Origin of the sequence: Candidatus Marithrix sp. Canyon 246 (assembly GCF_001723685.1) — a bacterium.
In the GTDB taxonomy this organism is placed as follows: Bacteria; Pseudomonadota; Gammaproteobacteria; order Beggiatoales; family Beggiatoaceae; genus Marithrix.
In genome coordinates this window covers 1-22,393 of record NZ_MCBX01000003.1, presented here as the reverse complement: position 1 = coordinate 22,393, position 22,393 = coordinate 1, and the positions used below count along the sequence as shown (strand labels likewise).

26 protein-coding genes are annotated in these 22,393 nt (G+C 34.0%); 14 read left to right on the top strand and 12 right to left on the bottom strand.

The window, feature by feature from the left end:
- Positions 1–47: 47 nt before the first annotated feature.
- Together galE and pelG are read left to right on the top strand one after the other, a co-directional pair.
- On the top strand, positions 48–1,055 hold the full coding sequence (gene galE, locus BHU68_RS02565) for a UDP-glucose 4-epimerase GalE (RefSeq protein ID WP_069471652.1): 1,008 nt from the start codon (positions 48–50) through the stop codon (positions 1,053–1,055).
- Between the two features lie 10 nt (positions 1,056–1,065).
- Positions 1,066–2,424: an exopolysaccharide Pel transporter PelG gene (gene pelG, locus BHU68_RS02560; RefSeq protein WP_069471653.1), complete on the top strand. Its 1,359-nt coding sequence runs from the start codon at positions 1,066–1,068 to the stop codon at positions 2,422–2,424.
- A 67-nt stretch (positions 2,425–2,491) separates the two neighbouring features.
- On the opposite strand, the gene BHU68_RS02555 is transcribed toward pelG, so the two are convergent.
- The 4 genes from BHU68_RS02555 to BHU68_RS02540 are packed head-to-tail and all read right to left on the bottom strand — an operon-like array spanning position 2,492 to position 5,099.
- Positions 2,492–2,902 carry a hypothetical protein gene (locus BHU68_RS02555; RefSeq protein ID WP_069471654.1) on the bottom strand — a complete coding sequence of 137 codons (411 nt, stop codon included), beginning with the start codon at positions 2,900–2,902 and terminating at the stop codon, positions 2,492–2,494.
- Positions 2,892–3,482 (bottom strand): hypothetical protein, encoded by a 591-nt coding sequence (locus BHU68_RS02550; protein ID WP_069471655.1) that lies wholly within the window; start codon positions 3,480–3,482, stop codon positions 2,892–2,894. The genes BHU68_RS02555 and BHU68_RS02550 overlap by 11 nt, the downstream gene beginning before the upstream one ends.
- Positions 3,479–3,889, bottom strand: a complete 411-nt coding sequence (locus BHU68_RS02545; RefSeq protein WP_069471656.1) for a HEPN domain-containing protein — start codon at positions 3,887–3,889, stop codon at positions 3,479–3,481. Before BHU68_RS02545 ends, BHU68_RS02550 begins: the two co-directional genes overlap by 4 nt.
- A 22-nt stretch (positions 3,890–3,911) precedes the next feature.
- Positions 3,912–5,099, bottom strand: a complete 1,188-nt coding sequence (locus BHU68_RS02540) for an FHA domain-containing protein (protein WP_069471657.1) — start codon at positions 5,097–5,099, stop codon at positions 3,912–3,914.
- 17 nt (positions 5,100–5,116) lie between these two features.
- Between BHU68_RS02540 and metF the strand changes: the two genes are divergently transcribed.
- From metF to BHU68_RS17070, 3 genes are read left to right on the top strand one after another with little or no spacing between them, the layout of a single operon-like run.
- Positions 5,117–5,962 (top strand): methylenetetrahydrofolate reductase [NAD(P)H], encoded by an 846-nt coding sequence (metF, locus tag BHU68_RS02535; RefSeq protein ID WP_069471658.1) that lies wholly within the window; start codon positions 5,117–5,119, stop codon positions 5,960–5,962.
- Positions 5,963–5,975: 13 nt separating this feature from the next.
- Positions 5,976–7,394 carry a sigma-54-dependent transcriptional regulator gene (locus BHU68_RS02530; RefSeq protein WP_069471659.1) on the top strand — a complete coding sequence of 473 codons (1,419 nt, stop codon included), beginning with the start codon at positions 5,976–5,978 and terminating at the stop codon, positions 7,392–7,394.
- 42 nt (positions 7,395–7,436) lie between these two features.
- Positions 7,437–7,580 carry a hypothetical protein gene (locus BHU68_RS17070; protein WP_171899504.1) on the top strand — a complete coding sequence of 48 codons (144 nt, stop codon included), beginning with the start codon at positions 7,437–7,439 and terminating at the stop codon, positions 7,578–7,580.
- Position 7,581: 1 nt separating this feature from the next.
- Here BHU68_RS17070 and BHU68_RS02525 read toward each other — a convergent pair whose 3' ends face one another.
- The 4 genes from BHU68_RS02525 to BHU68_RS17065 all read right to left on the bottom strand — a co-directional run bounded on the left by BHU68_RS02525 (position 7,582) and on the right by BHU68_RS17065 (position 10,120).
- Positions 7,582–8,871 carry an autotransporter domain-containing protein gene (locus BHU68_RS02525; RefSeq protein WP_069471660.1) on the bottom strand — a complete coding sequence of 430 codons (1,290 nt, stop codon included), beginning with the start codon at positions 8,869–8,871 and terminating at the stop codon, positions 7,582–7,584.
- A gap of 383 nt (positions 8,872–9,254) precedes the next feature.
- Positions 9,255–9,485, bottom strand: a complete 231-nt coding sequence (locus tag BHU68_RS02515; protein ID WP_069471662.1) for a hypothetical protein — start codon at positions 9,483–9,485, stop codon at positions 9,255–9,257.
- A gap of 42 nt (positions 9,486–9,527) precedes the next feature.
- Positions 9,528–9,830, bottom strand: coding sequence for a hypothetical protein (locus BHU68_RS02510; protein WP_069471663.1), 303 nt, complete (start codon positions 9,828–9,830; stop codon positions 9,528–9,530).
- A 92-nt stretch (positions 9,831–9,922) separates the two neighbouring features.
- Positions 9,923–10,120 (bottom strand): hypothetical protein, encoded by a 198-nt coding sequence (locus BHU68_RS17065; protein WP_171899506.1) that lies wholly within the window; start codon positions 10,118–10,120, stop codon positions 9,923–9,925.
- A gap of 644 nt (positions 10,121–10,764) precedes the next feature.
- Here BHU68_RS17065 and BHU68_RS02500 point away from each other — a divergent pair.
- The 9 genes from BHU68_RS02500 (at position 10,765) to BHU68_RS02460 (ending at position 18,707) form a co-directional block, all read left to right on the top strand.
- On the top strand, positions 10,765–11,550 hold the full coding sequence (locus BHU68_RS02500) for a biotin--[acetyl-CoA-carboxylase] ligase (RefSeq protein WP_069471665.1): 786 nt from the start codon (positions 10,765–10,767) through the stop codon (positions 11,548–11,550).
- A complete protein-coding gene (locus BHU68_RS02495) occupies positions 11,547–12,284 on the top strand; it encodes a type III pantothenate kinase (protein WP_069471666.1) in 738 nt (245 codons plus the stop codon). The genes BHU68_RS02500 and BHU68_RS02495 overlap by 4 nt, the downstream gene beginning before the upstream one ends.
- The gene (locus BHU68_RS02490) at positions 12,281–12,784 is read left to right on the top strand and encodes an SPOR domain-containing protein (protein WP_069471667.1); all 504 of its coding nucleotides are present in this window, start codon (positions 12,281–12,283) and stop codon (positions 12,782–12,784) included. The genes BHU68_RS02495 and BHU68_RS02490 overlap by 4 nt, the downstream gene beginning before the upstream one ends.
- Positions 12,774–13,178, top strand: a complete 405-nt coding sequence (locus tag BHU68_RS02485) for a response regulator (protein WP_069471668.1) — start codon at positions 12,774–12,776, stop codon at positions 13,176–13,178. Before BHU68_RS02490 ends, BHU68_RS02485 begins: the two co-directional genes overlap by 11 nt.
- Entirely contained in the window at positions 13,175–14,086 is a 912-nt protein-coding gene (locus tag BHU68_RS02480) for an MBL fold metallo-hydrolase (RefSeq protein ID WP_069471669.1), read from the top strand. Before BHU68_RS02485 ends, BHU68_RS02480 begins: the two co-directional genes overlap by 4 nt.
- 302 nt (positions 14,087–14,388) lie before the next feature.
- A complete protein-coding gene (rsmI, locus tag BHU68_RS02475; protein WP_102135604.1) occupies positions 14,389–15,222 on the top strand; it encodes a 16S rRNA (cytidine(1402)-2'-O)-methyltransferase in 834 nt (277 codons plus the stop codon).
- An 11-nt stretch (positions 15,223–15,233) separates the two neighbouring features.
- A complete protein-coding gene (pheA, locus tag BHU68_RS02470; protein ID WP_069471671.1) occupies positions 15,234–16,313 on the top strand; it encodes a prephenate dehydratase in 1,080 nt (359 codons plus the stop codon).
- The gene (locus BHU68_RS02465) at positions 16,310–17,851 is read left to right on the top strand and encodes a YeeE/YedE thiosulfate transporter family protein (RefSeq protein WP_069471672.1); all 1,542 of its coding nucleotides are present in this window, start codon (positions 16,310–16,312) and stop codon (positions 17,849–17,851) included. The genes pheA and BHU68_RS02465 overlap by 4 nt, the downstream gene beginning before the upstream one ends.
- Positions 17,852–17,915: 64 nt before the next feature.
- Entirely contained in the window at positions 17,916–18,707 is a 792-nt protein-coding gene (locus tag BHU68_RS02460) for a caspase family protein (protein WP_069471673.1), read from the top strand.
- A gap of 47 nt (positions 18,708–18,754) precedes the next feature.
- On the opposite strand, the gene BHU68_RS02455 is transcribed toward BHU68_RS02460, so the two are convergent.
- Genes BHU68_RS02455 through rfbC form a run of 4 tightly spaced genes read right to left on the bottom strand, consistent with a single transcriptional unit; the run spans position 18,755 to position 22,172 of the window.
- Positions 18,755–20,512, bottom strand: coding sequence for a sodium:solute symporter family protein (locus BHU68_RS02455; protein WP_069471674.1), 1,758 nt, complete (start codon positions 20,510–20,512; stop codon positions 18,755–18,757).
- Between the two features lie 2 nt (positions 20,513–20,514).
- Positions 20,515–20,772, bottom strand: coding sequence for a DUF4212 domain-containing protein (locus tag BHU68_RS02450; RefSeq protein WP_069471675.1), 258 nt, complete (start codon positions 20,770–20,772; stop codon positions 20,515–20,517).
- Complete coding sequence (rfbD, locus tag BHU68_RS02445; protein ID WP_069471676.1) at positions 20,756–21,649, bottom strand: dTDP-4-dehydrorhamnose reductase; 894 nt, start codon at positions 21,647–21,649, stop codon at positions 20,756–20,758. Before rfbD ends, BHU68_RS02450 begins: the two co-directional genes overlap by 17 nt.
- Positions 21,639–22,172: a dTDP-4-dehydrorhamnose 3,5-epimerase gene (gene rfbC / locus BHU68_RS02440; RefSeq protein WP_069471677.1), complete on the bottom strand. Its 534-nt coding sequence runs from the start codon at positions 22,170–22,172 to the stop codon at positions 21,639–21,641. The genes rfbD and rfbC overlap by 11 nt, the downstream gene beginning before the upstream one ends.
- Positions 22,173–22,393 lie beyond the last annotated feature (221 nt).

Here is a 22,393-nt window from a genome sequence, read left to right as displayed (position 1 = left end):
ATTTTGATATACTCAATTATTACTTAACAACAAAAGAAAATTATTCCATGAAAATATTAGTAACTGGTGGCGCAGGTTATATTGGTAGTCATACTTGTATCGAATTACTCAATGAAGGGCATGAGGTTGTCGTTGTCGATAATCTGTCAAATAGTAAGGAAGAATCTTTACGTCGAGTTCAAGAATTAACCGGTAAAAGTTTAAGTTTTCATAAGGTAGATTTACGAGATAAAGCGGCATTAGATGCTGTTTTTAAGGATGCTGCTATTGATTCTGTAGTTCATTTCGCTGGGCTAAAAGCGGTAGGTGAATCTGTCAGTATTCCATTGAGTTATTATGATAATAATATTAATGGTACTTTGGTGTTATGTGAAGTCATGGCAGCAAATGGTGTCAAAAATATAGTATTTAGTTCCTCTGCTACAGTTTATGGTGATCCTGCAACTGTACCAATTACTGAAGATTTTCCATTGTCTGCTACTAATCCTTATGGTAGAAGTAAACTATTTGTTGAAGATATATTAAGTGATATACATGTATCTGATAATTCTTGGAATGTAGCTTTATTACGTTATTTTAATCCAGTTGGAGCGCATGTTAGTGGGCGTATTGGAGAGGATCCAAATGATATTCCTAATAATTTAATGCCTTATGTGTCTCAAGTTGCTATTGGTAAATTGGAAAGTTTATCTGTCTTTGGTGATGATTATCCAACTCCTGATGGTACTGGTGTTCGCGATTATATCCATGTGGTTGATTTGGCTTTAGGGCATGTTAAAGCCTTAGAAAAATTAACTACTAATCCGGGTGTGGTAATTTATAACCTTGGTACTGGTAATGGTTATAGTGTATTGGATATGGTAAAGGCTTTTGAAAAAGCTTCTGATAAAACAGTTGCTTATAAAATTGTAGCTCGTCGTTCAGGCGATATTGCGATTTGTTATGCCAACCCTGCTAAAGCCAAGCAAGACATTGGTTGGGAAGCAACAAGAGGAATTGAAGAAATGTGTAATGACGCTTGGCGTTGGCAGTCTGACAATCCTAACGGATATTAAACACTAAAATATGTTTCAAAAGCGTAAAACCGAAAAGCGCAAAACCATCACTGAATATATCATTGATGAAAGCATTAAGATAGCAGAAAGTGTAGGTTCATGGTGGCTGACTGTTATCTTTTTGATTGTCATTGGTTGGCTGGTAGGCTTGCAACAACAAGACATTTTAATACAATTTTATGTGCCTTTGACTTATACCATATTTTTGTCCATGTTTTATAGTGCGCCAATCAATGGATTGTTAGCTGGCTATCTTTCCGATCAAATCTTTGTGGATAATTATCGCCCTGTATTAGCTAATCTCAGCGGGGCATTATTATTTAGTTTGCCGATAATTTTTATCCTAACTTTTTTATTATGTGTGTCTTTTTCTCATAAAAGCATTGGTTTTGCGGTAATTTTTGCCGCAATGACTGTTAGTTTAAGTGCAGTTTGGATTACTAATAATGTAATGGCAATTTTAAAATTAGGGCGAGTGGCTTTTATTACTTTTTCATTGGGCGTAATTTTTTCCTTTGCTCTAAACCTGATAACCATGAGAGTATTTGGTTTAGAAGGTATATTTATCGCGCTGATGTTAGGTTTTGGTGCAATTGCATTTATTCAGTATGGATATATAGTTAAGGGTTTTTATCGCGGTAAAGTAAATATATCTTTTACATTTCTAGGCAGAAATCCGGGCGCATTATCAAAAATGTCATTCTTTATATTTTTTAATCTGGCGCTGTGGATTGATAAAATAGTCTATTGGTTTATGCCACAAACTAGTTACCAATTAGATCCTTTATTTCGCTATTCTGATTATGATTATCCATTTTTCGTTGCCTTTACGATTTTTTCATTCAGTCAATTTCTGACTATGCGACGATTACAAGAATTAATCAAAGTTCCATATGCGCAATTTACGGATGCACTATTTTATAATTTTCCATTTTCCCGTTTGGATGAAGGTAAATATAATTTAATTCTTGGCTATCGTAAAATCTTTTATAGTCTAGTTTTGGTATATGGTGCGATTATTTTAATGATATTATTTAGTATTTCAGTAGGAATGATTCGTCTGCCTTGGCAAAATGAGTATTCGTTTTATCTATTGCTAATGTCAACATTATTTTTAGGAATATTTCTATTAAATTTACTAATTTTACAATATATGAACCAATATAAGTTATTAACTTGGTTATGTATTTGGTTTTTTATCTTTAGCGGCGGCTTTAGCATACTAATTATTCAATTAGAATTACCATACGATGGGCTTGCATTTTTTATAGCTTCTATGATGAGCTTCCTTATATCGTCTTATTATATAGATAGCCTGTTGGGGCATTGGGAAAATGTTGTTATTAAGGGGATTTCGGATAATTTTTAGATTAAAACATGTTTAGTTGGGCTTCTTATCGTCAGCCCAACCTACGAGTTAATGCTTTATAAGACGTTTATATATTATAATAAGGTTCAAATCGTCTTTTATCATAGTAAAACATTAAAAATTCATCCTTATCATCAAACAATCCTAAAATAATATCTAATGGTTCGCGGTAATAACGACTTCCTGCTTCTTCATCAAGTCTATCTATTAATGGTTCTTTCAATAATTTAATTACAATAGCTGGTTGGTTAATCTCAGGAAGTATTTTATTTGTTAATCCTTGTTTCCATTTCACTAAATCACCCACTTTAAATTCGTGATGTTCTAGTAATTTTTGATAAACTTCTATTAATTTTTGAGAATCATTGCGATTGTATTGTTTTTCTATATCGGTTTCTTTTAATAGGTTAGTTAATAGTTCTTCTAAGTTGCTTGATGAAAGTTCAGTTTTTAAGCTTTGTAAAATTTTATTTTCCATTGATAGAACCTTTGTGATATATCGTTTCACGTTTATTTTGTAACGATTTATGATAAACTTGCAACTGTTGTTCAGAACTAAGAGTGGATAAATTTTCTTTTAGCGATTGCTTTAATTCTATGACTATGAACATCAGTAGTAATTGTTGTCTGATATTATTTTGCAATAATTGTTCTAACTCTTTTAATTCAGCTTGCCTAACGTAATTTCTTGAATTATCAACTGGAGAAATGATAACCAAAGCACGATTGATTTTTAAATCATCAAACTCTATATTATAAAATTCTATGGGATTGCCATTATTTTCTAAATAATTTTGCAGTTCTATAAAAAAATTACTGTTAGATTCCACAATATCTACACCAGCCAATATTTTAAGCTCATCTTTGGTTAATATTTTCGAGATTTCTTTAGCAATCATGCTAACCGTTGCTAAATCGCTCTTGAGCGTATCTGATGAAATCAACAATCTAAAATTTGAATAGCTTTCCTTTTCAATTAACATTAAAAGATTTATAGGATATTTGCTAGATATTTCTTGTTTTAACTTTGTTATTAGTTTAGTTAATTCATTCTTCATTTAATTAACTCCTTATACAATCGTATTGAAGCACGTAATGATGCTCTTGCATCGTTCTTTGATTTATGGGCTATATTATAGCGTAATTGTTCATTCCAGCTAGTCATTGTTGACCAATAAGCCCATAATGGTGTGTTCTGATCATCAAAAATATCTTGCATTCCTGATAAAAATTTCAGATCTTCGAGTTTGTGCGTATAAAAAGTTCTATCATTGTCAAATCTAGCTGGCAGATATTTATTCCAACCTAATTTTTGGCATATTTTATATTTAAGAGCAAGTTCAACTGCGTAACCACATAAATAGATTGCGCCTTCATATCTTTGTTGCTTATAAAGAATAATAGCGTCATCTAATCTTGCTTTAGCAAGTATTTTTAAGTCGCTAGCATTTATAGAGTTAGGCATATTTAAAAAATATTATTAGTTATTAAGGGAATTTCGGATAATTTTTAAATTGATCAGCCTGAAATGAATCAGTAATTTTTTTGTTATAAGTAGGATTATCCAATATAGTCAATAAATATTCAGCAGGATTACAACCCACAATCGAAGTGCCAGTTATTTTTTCAAAAAAATGTGTAGCATCTTGACATGCTCCATAATAAGCCACTGTTCCATCGTGATTCATTAATAATAAATTATCAAAACTTTCAAAAGTATCACGACTAGGCTGATGTATTGTGATAATTGTGCTTAATTGATCTTGTCGTGTTAAGTTTTTTAATAAGCTTATAATTTTTTCTGCATCCACAGATGATAATCCAGAAGTAGGTTCATCCAGTAATAAAATTAATGGCATTGATATTAATTCATGTGCCAAATTCGCCCTTTTTCTTTCGCCACCACTTAAGCCGCGAATTCCTGATTCGGCTGAACCTATGACTGTATTTAAAAATTTATGTAATCGCGGTTTTTCAAAACCTAACTGAGAACAAGTATTACAAATAATATGGTCGCGGATTTTAGCATTCAATCCCATAAATTGTAATTTTAAACAATAACTTAAACTCTGATATACAGTTAATTCAGGAATCATCATATCATCTTGTGGCAAAAAACCTAACCATGCTCTTATTTGAGAATAATCTTCATGTATATTAATTTGCTCTTCATCGCGAGTTACAAATACTTGACCGCTATTTGGACGACGATAACCGCTAACTAAATCCAATAAGGTACTTTTACCACAACCTGCTGGTCCCATAATTGCAGTCATTGTACCCGGCTTAGCTCGTAAATAAATACCATTACAAAGCATACGACCAGCCAATTCATAATATAAGGCAGTAGTTTCTATGCCAACGCGCTCACGTCCTCGAAATAAATTTGGATTGATACCAATCTGAGTTTGTCCTAAACTAATTTTATTATGACCAGTTTGTATAATTTCTTCCCAAATTTTTGGCAATAAACTAATACCATCAAGCAATGTACCAGCATCTGAACCAAGGTCTTGAATAAATAAACGATCTCTGACACGTTTTAACACGGCATGTTTTTTAGCAATTTCTGGTACTTCAATTGCGGTAAAACAAATATGACAAGCCTTAGCACTTCCAATTATAATTTCAAAATCGCCACTTAGATTTATAAATTTATTTTTTTTATCATACATATATAGAAAGGTATTTTATGAGCATACAATCAAATTTAACAATAAGTTGTGAATTTTTTCCACCGCGCACTGATAAAGGTATGGTAAAATTGCGTGAGACGCGCAAACAATTAGAAGTCTTAAAACCTGCTTTTTTTTCAGTCACTTTTGGCGCGGGTGGTTCAACTCAAGAAAAAACCTTTGAGACAGTTAAAGAAATTCAACAACAATCTGACTTTGACGCTGCACCACATTTATCATGTATTGGTAGTACCCATGACAATATACTGAAATTATTAGAAGGTTATCAAGCAAATGGTATTCGACAAATTGTCGCATTACGAGGAGATGCACCTTCTGGTTGGGCTGGTAGTATTGGTGAGTTTCAACATGCTAATGAATTAGTGGAATTTATTCGTGCTAAAACTGGCTCGTATTTTCATATAGAAGTTGCCGCTTATCCAGAATTTCATCCACAATCGCGTAGTGTGAAAGCAGATTTAGATTTTTTTGTACAAAAAGTACAAGCTGGAGCTGATAGTGCGATTACACAATATTTTTATAATCCTGATGCTTATTTTAATTTAATTAATAATTGCACTCAACGCGGTGTTGATATTCCTATTATACCCGGAATCATGCCAATTACTAATTATGAACAATTAATTAGATTTTCTGATATTTGCGGAGCAGAAGTTCCACGCTGGCTACGTAAGCGTCTTGAAGATTTACGAGATGATACAAAATCATTACAAGATTTTGGCTTAGATGTCATCACAAGATTATGTGAACGTTTATTAGCAGAGGGTGCGCCCGGTTTGCATTTTTACACTTTAAATAAAGCAGATTATACCTTAGAAGTCATAAAACGTTTGAGTTTATAAAAGGAACCAGATAATGGCTCAATTGCCAAGTTTATTACTAGTCGATGATGATCCACTGATTGGTGAATCTCTTGCCTTTGTATTACAAGATAATTTTAATGTTGAATTAGTTGCTACTCGTGAGGAAGTAAAGCGTTTGCTTTATACTTTACCTGTATTACCTAATGTCGCTTTAATTGATTTAGGATTACCACCTAATCCACATAGCCCTGAAGAAGGCTTTGCCTTAGTGTCAGAATTATTAAATTTTAATCCATTAATTAAAATTCTGATTTTATCAGGGCAAGATACACAAGATAATGTTCGACATGCTTTGACATTAGGTGCAGTCGATTTTATTCCTAAACCTTGTGATATAGATTTGCTGAAAACGCGACTAAATCATCAGTTGATGATTTTAGGTGCTGAACAACATAAACCTCAAGAAAATCAAAAAGATTGTGGTCTTATTGGTGACAGCATGGCAATTCAAACCTTGCGTTCACAAATGCAACAATTTGCTAATTCACCATTTTCAGTATTAGTTGAAGGTGATTCTGGTACAGGTAAAGAGTTAATAGCACAATGTCTGCATAAGCAAAGTCAACGTGCTAATGAGGCTTGTTTAATCGTAAACTGTGCGGCTTTTACATCTGAGTTATTAGAAGCACAATTATTTGGACATGCTAAAGGTGCATTTACTGGTGCTAATTCAGCGCGTTCAGGTTTTTTTGAAGAAGCGACTAATGGTAGTTTAATATTAGATGAAATTGGGGAAATGCCCTTACAATTACAATCTAAATTATTACGTGTATTAGAAAATGGTGAATATTATCGTTTAGGTGAAACTCAAGTAAGAAAATCTAATGCGCGAATTATTGCTTCAACTAATCGTAATTTACGCGAAGAAGCTAAAAAAGGGCAATTTCGTGGCGATTTGTATCACCGTCTGAGTGTATTAACAGTTAAAGTTCCACCTTTATGTGATCGTGAAGAAGATAGTTTCTTGTTATTAAAACATTTTCAGAAATTTTATTCTGATATGGGAACTTTATTTCAATTAGATACAGATGCAAGAGAAACTTGGAAAAATTACGGTTTTCCGGGTAATATTCGTGAGTTACGCAATATTGTAATTCGTTTAGGCGTCAAATATCCTAATCAATTAGTCACCAAAGCACAATTAGACAATGAATTAGAACAGGCACCTAGTAATGATACATTATATGATGGTGATTCTGAACAAACAATTCTAAATCAATTAAATAAAGGTGGATTTTCATTAGATGAAATTTTATTAGAATGGGAACGCCGTTATATCAATGCAGCACTAAAAATAAGCCAAAGTAATTTAAGTCAAGCGGCTCGTATTTTAGGAATTAATCGCACAACTTTGTATAGCAAAATGCAACGTTTGAGTAAAAGCGGCAATTCTGTTGCAAATAGTCGTTAAATTTTAAAACCATCTATATTTATAGATGGTTTTTGCTAAATAATGAAAAATATTCCAGATATTAATATTCAAGTAGAGATGCGTAAATCTCATCTTTTCAGTGCCTTTGATGATAAACAATTTAAACAAATACTAGCTTATACTTTTAATCGTAAACTGTGCGGCAGCATTAAAAATTGCCTATAAATTAAAAAGGATAATTCACATTAGCCCCCACCATCCAAGCATCTGTATCATCGTTGTTAAACCGAAAATCTACTAAGAATGATAGTTCTAATCCAAAATCTATTTCCACATCAAGCCCGCTTTGCAATCGAACCGAGTTTCTGTGCTTAAAATCAGAAACGGGTATAAAAACCTTCTTGTCAGGTGACATCGAGTAGGAGCTGTCGATCACCCTAAATTCTTCTATTGTGAAATCGTGTTCTAAAGTCAAATTAGTGAATGTAGAAAAATTATGGGATCCATAGCGTAGTTGAACTCCTACTTCACCTATCAAGAATTCATTGATTTGTTCATCCACAATTTGTGTGAGCAGAACATTGCCTAGTTCCTGATAGTTATCTATATTGGTTTTAATGTAATTCAATTCAAATACTGGACCGAACTTCAAAAATTTATGTTTAAATAGGTATCCAGCACGAGTTGACAAGGAAACATCATAACCTTCATGGTTCGAGCTTACAGGAGAATCGAATCCCGGTCGATTAATTTTATAGTCATTATTTCCATATGCAGCAGCAAAGTCCATGAACAGTTGTTCTATGTTGACAGAGCCGAAAATACTAAACTGAGTTGAATGGATATCAATATTTGCCAGACCATAGTTTACATCACCATCAGTTTTGGAACGTTGCAAGGCAAGACCTAAACGCAGATTGGGTGCTAGCTGCATTTCACCACCTATCATGCTTGTGGTTATATTGTAATCAAAGCCAATAGCACCTAATCTATCGGAATGCTGTCCTTCTGCAAGATTGCGACCTCCAAATACAGTGAATCGTTTAGATAAAGGATGATCCAAGCGAGAAAGAAGACTAGTGTTGAAACTAAGTGTTTTAATCTGTGTCAACTCAGTTTGCGATGCAAGCGTCTCTGGTGCGAAGAGGAAATTGTTGACAAGAGTATTCAATGAAGATTGTGACAAGTTGCCTACCGGCGAAGCAGAATTTTGAGATATAGACGTAATATTGAAAACGCCATCTTGGAAGATGTTGAGAGTAGATGTATCTGAGATTTGAAATACGACTGCGCGATTATAATTACCTTGCTGCGTGATTGTTCCTACAGGATTTATACCAAATTGAACAACAGCAGTCCGGTTATAATCACCTTTTTGAATAAGATCTACAGCCGCAAAAGGGCCTAATTGAATCACGCCAAAAACATTGTTTTGTTCTGATTGATTGATGGCTTGATTTTCTCCCCACGCAGTGCAAGAGAACCATAAAATGCAATATATAAATAACTTACTCATTTTTTTAATTTTATTTGTTTAAATTAATGAGTTTATAACATGCACTTTTCTATCCAATTCACTTACAATATTTTTGATTGAATCTGTCCAAGAATAATCTACGGAACTCTTCTGAAACATCTAATTCCATACATCTGCTCCTAGTATCCGGTGGAGGAGTGGTGTACCTTCTTCTTCTTCTTCTTCTTGACTGTCTAATAACGGCACTGTTACCACGGCTACGCCGAATAATGGTTTGACTGTCAAAGTCGCGTTCAATCCAGAATTCGGACAACGGACCGTCCTGAGTGATCGTTGCGCTTGAGTTACCATGACGGTAGGTTTCTGTTGCGAAAACAATATTGCTAGCCGCAGCAACTAGAATAACAAACCCTTTCATCTTACTAGTTTGACTGTTTAATCACGGTGCTGTTACCACCGCTTTGCCGAATAATGGTTTGACTGTTAGCATCGCGCTCAACTATGGTTTCGGACTCAACACCATCCTGAGTGATAGTTGCAGTTGAGTTACGATTTTGGTAAACTTCTGTGCTGCTTTCTGTTTCGCTTGACTGTTGACTATTGCAAGCAACAAGAGTGCTAGTTGCAACGACTAGAATAATAAACCTTTTCATCTTATACATTCCTCCTTATAAACCTAAGCAAAATATAGTTGCTTATCTATCTCTATATCTATCTCTACGAGCTTGAGAAGACTGACGTTGACGTATCCGGGTAGAATTAACTTCACCGCTTTGCTGTATGTTATAGGAATTCCTTGATCCGGCTTGTATACCACCGAAGATATTGATGTCGGAATCCTGTCTAATAGACTTCTCGTTAGTCTTATCAGCCTGCACGTCTGCGTCAATACTTACTGTAGGAAAACGTCCATCTTTAAACTGATAATTTTGTTGAGCGTGTACATTGTATGCGAGAAGAGTACTGCTTACCGTTATTAAAATAACTAATCTTTTCATCTTGTATCCTTATTAAAAACTAAAGTCTAGTGAAATTTCATTGGTCCTAAAGACGGCATGGTAAAAACCAGTCGCCGCGCTTAAATGTTATCTTAATAACAATGTGGTCTTCTTCTGCATCTGCTTACTTCTCTCTGACGTACCCTAGCATCATTGTATGTGCCATCTTGTCCGACTTCGGCATTATTATGCACACCAGTCTGATCCAGACTAGAATAGTTGTCATGACCAAACTGAACATTGGTGCCACGATTGTAATAACCATCTTGGTAGATGTGACTAGTATTCACACCTCCACCCTGTACTACAGTTGCGTTGTTCCCTGCAAAGACACTGGTTTGGAAAGAGATAGAGCTAATTGCAAATATCAAAGCAGCACTTTTATGAATTGAGGTCTTAAACATGATATAATATCCTATTTACTATTTAAATGAATTTGAATTATGGGTACTATGATTAATCGAAATATGTAGTGCCTCGAATAATCATTTTTTGGAAAATATGCAATTTTACAACCAATTTTTATCTATAGACAATTTTTTTCAACACCATATAAATATCATATATGGATTTAAAAGTCAAGAAAAAACTTGGTCATCGAGTTAATAACATCTTGTTCTTCTACTTCTACTTCTGCATCTTCTGCTGCTCTGATTAACCCCTGCATTGTTGTAGCTGCCAGATTGACCGATTCGGCCATTATTATCACAACCTCTCTGATTCAGTCTAGCATTATTGCGATAACCACGCTGGATTATGTGACTATTATTAACACGTCCGTTCTGTACTACTGTGGCGTTGTTCCCGGCAAGGGCAGTGGTTTGGAATGAAATAGAGCTAATTGCTGCAAATATCAAAGCAGCACTTTTATGAATTGAGGTCTTAAACATGAGATAATATCCTACTTACTAAAATAATCAATTTTTGAAAATATATGCAATTTCCGACCCATATTCTAAATCATAATAAAATCATATCTCAACTGTCCAAACAATCTCAACAAGACTTATTATATTTAAAAGTAATTGATACCATTGATTCTACTAATACTTATGTCTTAAATCAAGCAGATTATCCAATTGCTTGTTTAGCAGAATATCAAACCGCAGGGCGTGGACGTTTAGGTAGGCAGTGGATTTCTCATTACGCTGGTGGAATTTATTTATCTATTAAGCATTCATATGCTAAACTCAATTTCTCTTTAACTGGATTAAATATAGCTTTAACTGTGACAATAGTGCGTGTATTACATAGTTTTGGAGCTACTGATGTCGCAATTAAATGGCCTAATGATCTGTTATGGCAAGCTCATAAATTAGCAGGTTTGTTATTGGAAAGTCGTTTTATTTCTTCGCGTTGTGAAGTAGTAATCGGTATTGGTTTAAATGTCAACATGCCTAAAATTAAATCTATTGATCAAGCTTGGATAGATTTAGAGACTATATTAGGGCAGAATGTATCACGCAATGATTTAGCCGCAGCCTTAATTGATCACTGTTTACAAACCTTAATGACTTATCCAAAAACAGGATTAGAACCATATAAACAAGATTGGCATCGCTTTGATCTTAGTTATGGCAAAATAGTAACTGTTAAAATACCTATTGCAGACGGAGAATATAAATTAATCACCGCCAAAGCCAATGGCATTGATGAACAAGGTGCTTTACAAGTTGGTAAACACAAATATGTATGTGGTGAAGTCAGTTTACGTTTATGAAATTATTAATAGATATAGGTAATAGTGCCATAAAATGGGCTATTCTAAAATCAGACCAAATTACAGCTCAACAATCCCAATTATATAAGCATGACAATTTTAAGACAATATTGACATCTATATGGCTACAAATGGAAATTCCTGTTGAAAGCGTTTGGATTTCTAATGTCGCTGGACCCATTATTACTGAATGGATAACTAAAAACTGGAAATGTCAAATACACTTTATTGGTAGTACATACAAGGAATGCGGGGTCATCAATGCTTATCATAAACCTGAACAATTAGGTGTTGATCGCTGGTTAGTCTTAATTGCCGCTTATGATATATTTAAATCTGATCCAATCTGTATTGTTGATTGTGGAACCGCTATCACAATCGACGTATTATCAGTCAATGGCAAGCATCAAGGAGGATTGATTATACCGGGCATAAACACTATGCAAGAGTCATTATTAGATAATACTTATGCTTTAAAACAATTGAATGCTGAAATAGTTTCAACTAACAAAAATATGTTATTGGCATATGATACGCATAGAGCTATAAATCTAGGTAGCTTATATGCAGTAATCGGTTTAATAGAATATGTAATCTCCAATTTGCAACCGATAAAACTAATAATTACTGGTGGCAATGCTCCAGCTTTAACGTCTTTATTAACCAGACCATATACATACATCCCTGATCTAGTTTTACAAGGATTGCGTGTAATTATAAATCATAGATTATGAGAAGTTTAGCTTTACTGTTAATTTTAGTTAATTTAATATTTTTTATATATCCAAAAAACCACAAAATTTCAGCTGAAACACAAACAACAACTTGTTTTAAAATAGGACCTTATAAAGATTTAAACCAGCTAAAACAGATAGAAAACCAGTTTAACAATCAAAAAGTTAAGATAGAACAAACACAACAGCTAATTTCAACATGGATTTATTTACCACCTTTTAAGAATAGAAAAGCTGCTATAAGAGCTAAATATAAACTGAAACAAAAAGGTATTGATCATTTTATGATAATTACAACTGGTAAATTTAAATATGCAATATCTTTAGGTTTTTTTAGTCAAACTAAATATATAAACAGACGTATTAAAGAATTAAAAGCAAAAGGTTTTCATAATTTTAAACAACAAGAACGTTATAAAACTAATTATTGGCTTACTGTAAAACTACCTAGCGAAGAATCATTAAAAAATATAAAACATGTATTATGCTATGAAAAATAATCACTTAAAAATTGTAGTCATAGATGACAGCCCTAGTTCAATATTATTATATAAAGCTAGTACGGATAAATTACCAGTAAATGTAACTTCATTTAATTTATCTGCCGAAGCTTTTACTTACTTAAAAAAACATAAACCTGATTTAATAATTTTAGATATTATAATGCCCGGCATGGATGGATTTACATTATTAAAAAAATTACGTGATTTACCGGATCATAAGATGACACCAGTTATCATTATGACATCAAAGGATTACTTTCAAGATCGTTCAATTGCAAAGCAACTTGGTGTCATAGATTTTATTATTAAACCTTTGCGTTTTAATGAAATTAATAAATTATTACGTAAATATATAACAAGCAAACCAACTTTAAAGGCGGCAACAGTTTGAATTATTTGAAATTTTGGGGAGTGCGGGGTTCTTATCCAGCACCATTTGGTAGTCACATGCGTATTGGCGGAAATACGGTTTGTGTTGAGTTAAGAGTTGATGATCATATTTTAATTTTGGATGGAGGAACAGGTATTATACCGCTAGGTAATTCATTAATAAAACAAGATAAAATAAAAGATGTTACCATTCTTTTAACTCATTATCATTGGGATCATATTTCAGGTTTACCGTTTTTTGTACCAGTATTTATACCGGGATGGAAACTTAATATTTATGGTCCGGGTAATAGTCAAGAAGAAATAAAAAAACGTATTTCTGGACAAATGATAGACCCATATTTTCCAATAGAAGTTGAAACATGGCTAGCAGATATTAATTACTTAATAGCTCATAAAGCTGAATTTGAATTTGGACCATTTAAAGTAGAAACTTTTAATGTTCATCATCCGGGTATAACTTTAGGCTATCGTATTACAGTACATGATAAAACCATTGTATATGTATCTGATCATGAACTGGGATTTTTGGATCAAGCAATAGATGCGCGTCAAAATGAATTTAATGCTTCTGAATCAGAAATTATGAACACTATAAAAGCAGAAGAAAGACAAATAGCTTTAGAGCATGTAAAAAATGCTGATTTGTTAATTCATGACGCACAATATACACCCGAAGATTATAAAATAAAAAAAGGCTGGGGACATTCTTGTTATGTTGATACAGTGCATTTTGCAATGGAAGCAAATGTAAAAAATTTATATTTATTTCACTTAGATCCAAATTATGATGATGATAAAGCAGAAGAAATTCATCTTGATACAATAAATATTCTTCGTCAACATAATTCACCAATAGTATCGAACATGGCGCGAGAAGGTTTGATTGTTGATATTGATAGTTTATAATTATATTTTTTTCAATAGTGAATATCTTAAAAAATGCAATACCCCTTAACCGGAAAATGGATAAAAAACTTATTGTGCTTTTGCTTCACAATATATTTCTTTTATTACTCGAAACCCAGAATTGGTAATACATCATTTATCTTTGAAGCAGATCATTAGCGGCTGCAATAAAACCATTTTTAATTGCCTTTCCTAAAATTCCAAACTGATTTGTTGTTGGAGTAGAACAAGCAGATAATAGATAAATAAACATATTACTTCTTACCATAGTTCACAAATTTTGATTTTATCACAAAGGATTAATTATTAATACTGGTATTATTTATGTAGTTGCTACACCAATTGGTAATTTGCAAGATTTAACCCCTAGAGCGCGAACAATTTTAGATCAAGTTGATTTAATTGTTGCTGAAGATACTCGCCATAGTCGTCATTTACTAAACCATTTTGGTATTAGAACCAGCTTACATTCTTTACATGAACATAATGAGCGGCAAGTTACTGAAAAATTATTAATACGTGTAAAAAATGGTGAAAATATCGCGGTAATTAGTGATGCAGGTACGCCGCTAATTAGCGATCCGGGTTATTATTTTTTACAACAAGCTCATGTTGAAAATATTACAGTAGTTCCAATTCCCGGAGCTAGTGCTATTATAAGTGCATTATCAGTTTCAGGTTTTCCGGCTAATAGTTTTTTATTTGAAGGTTTTTTACCAGCCAAAACTACTGCTCGTAAGCACAGTTTAGAAAATTTAGTAGATGAATCAAGAACTTTAGTTTTTTATGAAGCACCACATCGTATTATTGATTCTATTACTGATATGGCTGATATTTTTGGCGAACAGCGTCAAGCTGTATTAGCAAAAGAATTAACTAAACAGTTTGAAACTATTTATAGAGATAATTTCATTGGATTGTTAAATTGGTTACAAGCAAAAGTAGAACGTCAAAAAGGTGAATTTGTAATAGTGGTTGCTGGTGCATCGCCAATAAATAATAAAATTTTAACCCCTGAAACTGAACGTGTTTTTAATATCTTACGCCAAGAATTACCATTAAAAAAAGCCGCTAAATTAACTAGCGAAATTACTGGTGTTAGTAAAAACGTGATTTATAATTTTGGAATTTCATAATAGAATAGATAATGCTTGATTTACAAAAAATTCGTTCAAAAATTGATAATTTAGATGAACAAATCCAAGCTCTGATAACAGAGCGTGCCCATTTAGCTAAACAGGTAGCAGCAGCTAAGTATGCTGAAGAAGATAACCCTATTTTTTATAGACCTGAGCGTGAAGCAGAAGTTTTAACAAATGTAATTGCTCGCAATAAGGGTCCATTGTCTGATGAGACTTTAACTGGTTTGTTTCAGCAGATCATGTCAAGTTGTTTGGCATTGCAAAAACCTTTATCTATCGCATATTTAGGTCCAGAAGGCACTTATTCACAAGCTGCTGTAGAGAAGCATTTTGGTTCCAAAGTAGCAACGGTTGCACAACACACTATTGATGATGTATTTCGCGCTGTTGAAGCTGGTACTGCCCAATATGGTGTGGTACCAATAGAAAATTCTACTGAGGGTGCAGTTAATCAAAGTTTAGATAATTTTATTAGAGGTACATCATTAAAAATTTGTGGTGAAATTGAATTAGCTATTCATCACTGTTTTTTGTCAAATAGTAGTGAAATTAAACGTATTTATGCTCATAAGCAAAGTTTAGCCCAATGTCGTAATTGGTTAGCTAAAAATTTCGCCTCAATTGAATGTATTGCTGTGAATAGTAATGCTGAAGCAGCTAGATTAGCGGCAAATGAGTCTGATGCCGCTGCGATTGCTGGCAAATCAGCGGCAGATATTTATCAATTACAAGTTGTAGCTTCATGTATTGAAGATATTGATAATAACACAACTAGATTTGTGGTATTAGGACCACAAGAAGTACCAGCAACAGGCAATGATAAAACTTCATTATTAATTTCTACAGATAATAAGCCCGGTGCTTTGTATAGCTTATTACAGGCGTTTGCTGATAATAATGTCAGTATGACTAGAATTGAATCTCGCCCTTCGCGACAAGCTTTATGGGAATATATATTTTTTATAGATATTGAAGGGCATATTGAAGATGAATTAGTGATAAAATCACTCAGACATTTAAAAGAGCATAGTTCTTTTATGATGGTATTAGGTTCTTATCCACGTTATATATTAAATAAATTATGAAAAATATTTTTAGTAAGCAGTGGTCATTTTTTTGGGCTGGTGTAGTTTTTGGTGTTGCTCAAATTATATATATGATTGGGCTATGGATTGAAAAAGTAATGGCTGATAAAACCGCTATATTAAAGCCAATTACTGTAACTACTGATCTAGGAAAAATGTTTCGTGCTATGGAAGTAAGCTTTTATCATTTATTTAATATACCTGATTTTGAGCTTTATGGTAAGGCAATAGATTCCATAGCTGCTACTGGTGGTGCTTTTGTTCCCGGTGTTGGTTGGGCAATTGTTGGAATGATTGTTGGTGGTTGGCTAGTTGCACGTATGGAAAAAGAAAGCCGCTCTTGGGTATATTATCCACCCAAAGTTTTGCTTATTGCTTTTCTTGGAGGTATGATATTTAGTTATGGAACCCGCCTTGCTGGTGGCTGTACCCTTAATCATTTAATGGGTGGTATTCCTTTAATGAATATTCATTCATTTATTACTGTATTTTTTATGGCTGTAGGTGGTGCTATTGGTTTTTATGTATTAAGTCGTCTTGGTGTTGCTTCTTACTTTAAACATCAAGAAACTCGCTCTTATGTGTGTGGTAATGATCCCGGTGAGTCAATGACATATAAGTCTAATAAGACTGGAACTAGTAATCCTCTGTATTGGATTGGTGTGGTATTTCTATTTTGGTTTTTAGCTGTTGCTATCTACGGCGGATTATTTAATCCAGAAAGTTTACAACATTTAAAAAATGGAGAATTGGCAGCTTTTGGTAAATCCATTGATCATAAAGGTTGGATTTATTTTATTATTACTTTATCTGCTGGAATTATCGGCGGTATAGCTTTAGCTAAAAGTGGCTTTGGCACTGAATGCGCTTTAGTAGCATTGGAATCAGGTAAGGTTATGAAAAATAATGATTCTGTATATGCGAAAATGGGAGTGCCTCGTATAACTCGTACATTAATGCGCAGTTATTTACCTATGATTGGAATCATGGCTCATTGGGTGGTAATGTTGGTTTTTATTGTGTTTGCATGGATAGTGTTTGATGTAGCACCAGCTTTTTCAGGGCATATAAAGTTTCAAACCACTGCTGGTAATCTTATTGGTGGTACACTTCTTGGTTTAGGTGCAGTCATGTTGATTGGTTGTGAAATTCGATCATATATGCGTCTAGGAATGGGTTATGTAAATACTTTGGTTGGATTTATCGGATTTGCAGTTGGTTATTTACCATTTACTTTGAATTATGAAGCACATAAAGAATTTTTGCAATCAACGCTGATGATTGAAACTTATAAGATATATGAGTTGATATTTCCTGATAGCATTATTGGGCAAAAATTGGTGCTGTTACTTTGGTGGGTAGTATTGCTTGCTGGTTTAATTTGGATGATTAAATTGGGTGTTAAAAACACTGGCGCAGATACTAAATCGCTAATACATAAAAACACTGAAGAAGTTCAAAATGAGTTAGATGCAAAGGCTCAAAAAGAAGGTGGTACAGCTAATGGTGTAAATGTTCCCCTACCGGTTCCTGCTTAACAATTTTTAGACCTGACAGGTTTTAAAAACCTGTCAGGTCTGTCAGTTACACTAGTTTAACATTATGAAAACAAAAAACATTTTAATCTTATTATTCAATTCATTATTTTTATTATCATGTGTTAGTAACACAGCTACTATACCTCAAAGAAATAGGATAATACTGCCTGCAATACTTCCAACACTTCATGCTGTTATACTTGCTGATATTAATGATAACAAGATTGGCAAAAGTACTAAAGTAGATTTTAAGCATATTAATAACTTAGTACAAGATATTGCCATTAATACAGGAATGGTATTAGCAAAGCATTCAGTTATAGGAAGTGATTTAAATAATCAAAACGTAAGAACAATCATAAATAATCTTCCAGTAAGGAGAAATGATACGGTTATTTTTTATTATGCTGGTCATGGTAAAAATCCTCAGACAGGTACTCAATGGCCATCTATGATATTAAATGATGAAAATCTTGAATTAAATTTTGTTGTTAGTAAGCTGAAGCAAAAAAATCCACGCTTTTTTTTAGCAATAGCAGATACTTGTAATGATTTTCCTGATTCTAACATTTTCCCACCAACTGATAGGGGGACTCCTTCAAAATCAAATTATCAAAATCTGTTTCTGAAAACTAGAGGTTATATTGTTGCTTCTGGAGCTGAACCGGGACAATTATCTTGGAGTGATTCTAAATCTGGTGGTTTGTTTACCAATCAATTTTTAAATAGCTTGAAGAGACAACTTTCATCATTCCGTCCAGCAAACTGGCATACTATTATGAAATATGCTACTGCAACTTTTAAGTTACCCGAAAATGTGATACAACAACCTCAATATAAGATTGAGATTAGATAAAAACTATCAGACCTGTCAGGTTTTTAAAACCTGACAGGTCTTTTTAGTTAGCTTGGCACGCGAATATCATCAACCATACGCTTAATATGATCTGGTGTGGGAGCTGTAATCTTAGATACCAAAATAGCCACTGCAAAGTTGACAATCGCCCCTACAGAACCAAAGGCATTCGGTGAAATTCCTAAGAACCAATTAGCTTCCATATCGCCTAAGAATGCTGTTCCCGGTATGAAAAACAAGCCTTTATGCTGAAATACGTACAATAAGGTAATAGTCAAACCAGCAATCATTCCAGTAATCGCAGCCGTGCGATTGATGTTTTTCATAAAAATACCCATCATTAAAGCTGGAAATATAGAAGATGCTGCTAAACCAAAGGCAATTGCTACCGTTCCTGCTGCAAAGCCGGGTGGATGTAAACCTAGATAACCTGCTACCGCAATTGCACCTCCCATAGCTAAACGTCCAGCCATTAATTCCGATTTTTCAGACATATTTGGCGTAAAAACACCCCGTAACAAGTCATGCGAAATCGCCGAAGCAATGGCTAATAATAAACCTGCCGCTGTTGACAAGGCTGCTGCTAAACCACCAGCTACAATCAATGCGATAACCCAATTTGGTAAGTTTGCTATTTCAGGATTGGCAAGTACGATGATGTCACGATCAACTTTCACCATTTCGTTGCCTTTCCAACCATATTCAGCTTCAGCTTTTGCCGCAAACTCTTCATTTTGATCATTATAATATTGAATACGACCATCATCGTTTTTATCTTCAAATTTTAGAAGACCCGTTATTTCCCAGTTTTTGAACCATTGAGGGCGTTCTTCATAAACCAAGTTACCGTCTTCAGTACCAACTTCGCCTGTTTGAATCGTATTCATAAGATTCAAACGCGCCATTGCACCAACAGCAGGGGCGGTTGTGTATAATACCGCAATAAATAGCAACGCCCAACCTGCGGTAGCGCGGGCATCAGCTACTGTAGGTACAGTGAAGAAACGGATAATTACATGTGGCAAACCTGCTGTACCTATCATAAGTGACAAGGTAAACATGAACATATTCAGTGTATTACCCATAGTTTGGGTCGTGTATTGCATAAACCCTAGATCAACAATGACTTGATCTAGTTTATCGAGTAAATAAGTTCCATCAGCCATTGCACTACCCAAACCTAATTGAGGAATAGGATTGCCCGTCAATTGTAGAGAAATGAATATCGCAGTCATCGTGTAAGCAAATATCAGAATAACGTATTGTGCAATCTGTGTGTAAGTTATACCTTTCATTCCACCTAATACTGCATAAATAAACACAATTCCCATTCCGATAAACAAGCCCATTTCGTAGCTGGTTTCTAAGAATCGTGAAAAAGCCACACCAATACCTTTCATTTGTCCGATTACATAGGTAATAGAAGCAAAAATCAAACAAATAACCGCGACAATACGTGCAGTTTTAGAATAAAAACGTTCACCGATAAATTCTGGTACAGTATATTTACCAAATTTACGCATATAAGGCGCAATTAACAGAGCTAGCAGTACATAACCTCCCGTCCAGCCCATTAAAAATACCGAAGCCCCGTAACCATTAAAGGCAATCAGCCCCGCCATAGAGATAAAAGAAGCCGCTGACATCCAATCCGCCGCAGTTGCCATACCGTTAGCAACCGGATGAACATTACCACCTGCTATATAAAATTCACTGGTGTTAGAAGCGCGTGCCCAAATTGCGATACCAATATAAAGTGCAAAGCTTAGCCCTACAATACTATAAGTTAAAAATTGTAAATCCATATTTATCCTTCCTTTATTTTGTATTTACGATCTAGTTTATTCATCATGACCGTATAAAATACAATGATGAAAAGGAAGACGATAATGGAACCCTGCTGTGCAAACCAAAAGCCGAGTTTATAACCGCCAATTGAAATGGTATTTAGCGGTTCAACCAATAAGATGCCGAATCCATAAGAAACAATGAACCAGATCGCAAGACAAATCGCAATTAGTCTGAGGTTCTCTTTCCAATAGGCTTGCTTATTCTTTTGAGTCATTTAATATTTCTCCATTTAAACACACTGATAATGATTGATTCCAATCAGGAAGTTGGATACCAAAAGTGTTTATTAATTTTTGATTAGATAATACTGAATAGGCTGGGCGTTTAGCTGGAGTTGGATAATCAGCAGTGTTAATTGGTAACAGATTAGTATTGCTTGATGCTAAAATTGCTTTAGCAAATTCATACCAATTAGTTGTGCCGCCACAAGTTAAATTGTAAATTCCTGATATGGTTTCAATTTCATATAAAGGTGATTTTATTTGTGCGATAACTTGTGCAGTGGCTTCAGCAATTAAGCGACTCCAAGTTGGCGCACCTATTTGATCCGCAACTATTTTTAATTCATCGCGCTGTTTGGCAAGACGCTGCATAGTTAATAAGAAATTCTTACCGTGTAAACCATATACCCAAGCAGTGCGAAATATCAAATATTTACCAGCTACTGCTTGAATTGCCTGTTCTCCAGCAAGCTTAGTGGTTCCATAAACACCTAAAGGATCAACGGGATCAGTTTCTGTATAAGCTGTAGTATTGTTGCCGTTAAAAACGTAATCGGTTGAATAATGTATTAATAATGCTTGGATGCGCTTAGCTTCTTCAGCTAAAATTCCCGGAGCTGTACCATTAATAGCCGCTGCTAATTCTGTTTCTTGTTCTGCTTGATCAACCGCAGTATAAGCGGCAGCATTGACAATAATATTTGGTTGCAGTTTACGAATTATGGCACGAATCGAATCAGCTTTAGCTAAATCAATATAATTAGTACTGTTTCTGCTTGCAACTACTACATCTCCAAGCGTCTGTAAACAAGGTAATAATTCCCAAGCAACTTGCCCATTGGCACCAATTAATAATATTTTATTTTGCATAATCTTTTAAAAACGGGGCATTAGCATCTTTTTTAGAAAGTATGGGTTCAGAAATATTCCATTCAATACCAATATCTGGATCATTCCAACGAATACTAGCTTCATCTTCTGGATGATAATAATCAGTACATTTATATTGAAAATCGGCAGATTCAGATAACACACAAAATCCATGTGCTAATCCGGGTGGAATATAGAACTGTTTATGATCATCAGCAGATAAATTAATACCAACCCATTGTCCAAATGTTGACGAATGTTGACGAATATCCACCGCTACATCAAATACAATTCCACTAGTTACAGAGACTAATTTACCTTGTGGATGGTTTTTTTGAAAATGTAAACCGCGTAAAACCCCTTTAGTGGAACGAGAATAATTATCTTGTACAAAATTAGATTCTATTCCATATTCTGCATAACGATCAGCATTAAAAGTTTCTAAAAAAAATCCGCGCGAATCACCAAATACTTTGGGTTCGATAATTAAAACACCGGCTATCTTTGTTTCTGTTACTTTCATTTAGTTATCCTTATTGTGATAACTACAATAATAACAATAAAAATGCCAAAAATACCAACTATATGCTAAAATTTATCTAACACCAAGTTCTACTAATTCTTTAACTGGTTTATTAACATCCAACAGCTCAGCCCCAAATTTACCGGTTGATGGGTTTTATGTAATTTCATATGTGTAGGTTGGGCTGACAATAGAAAGCCCAACATCAAAGTTACTACTCC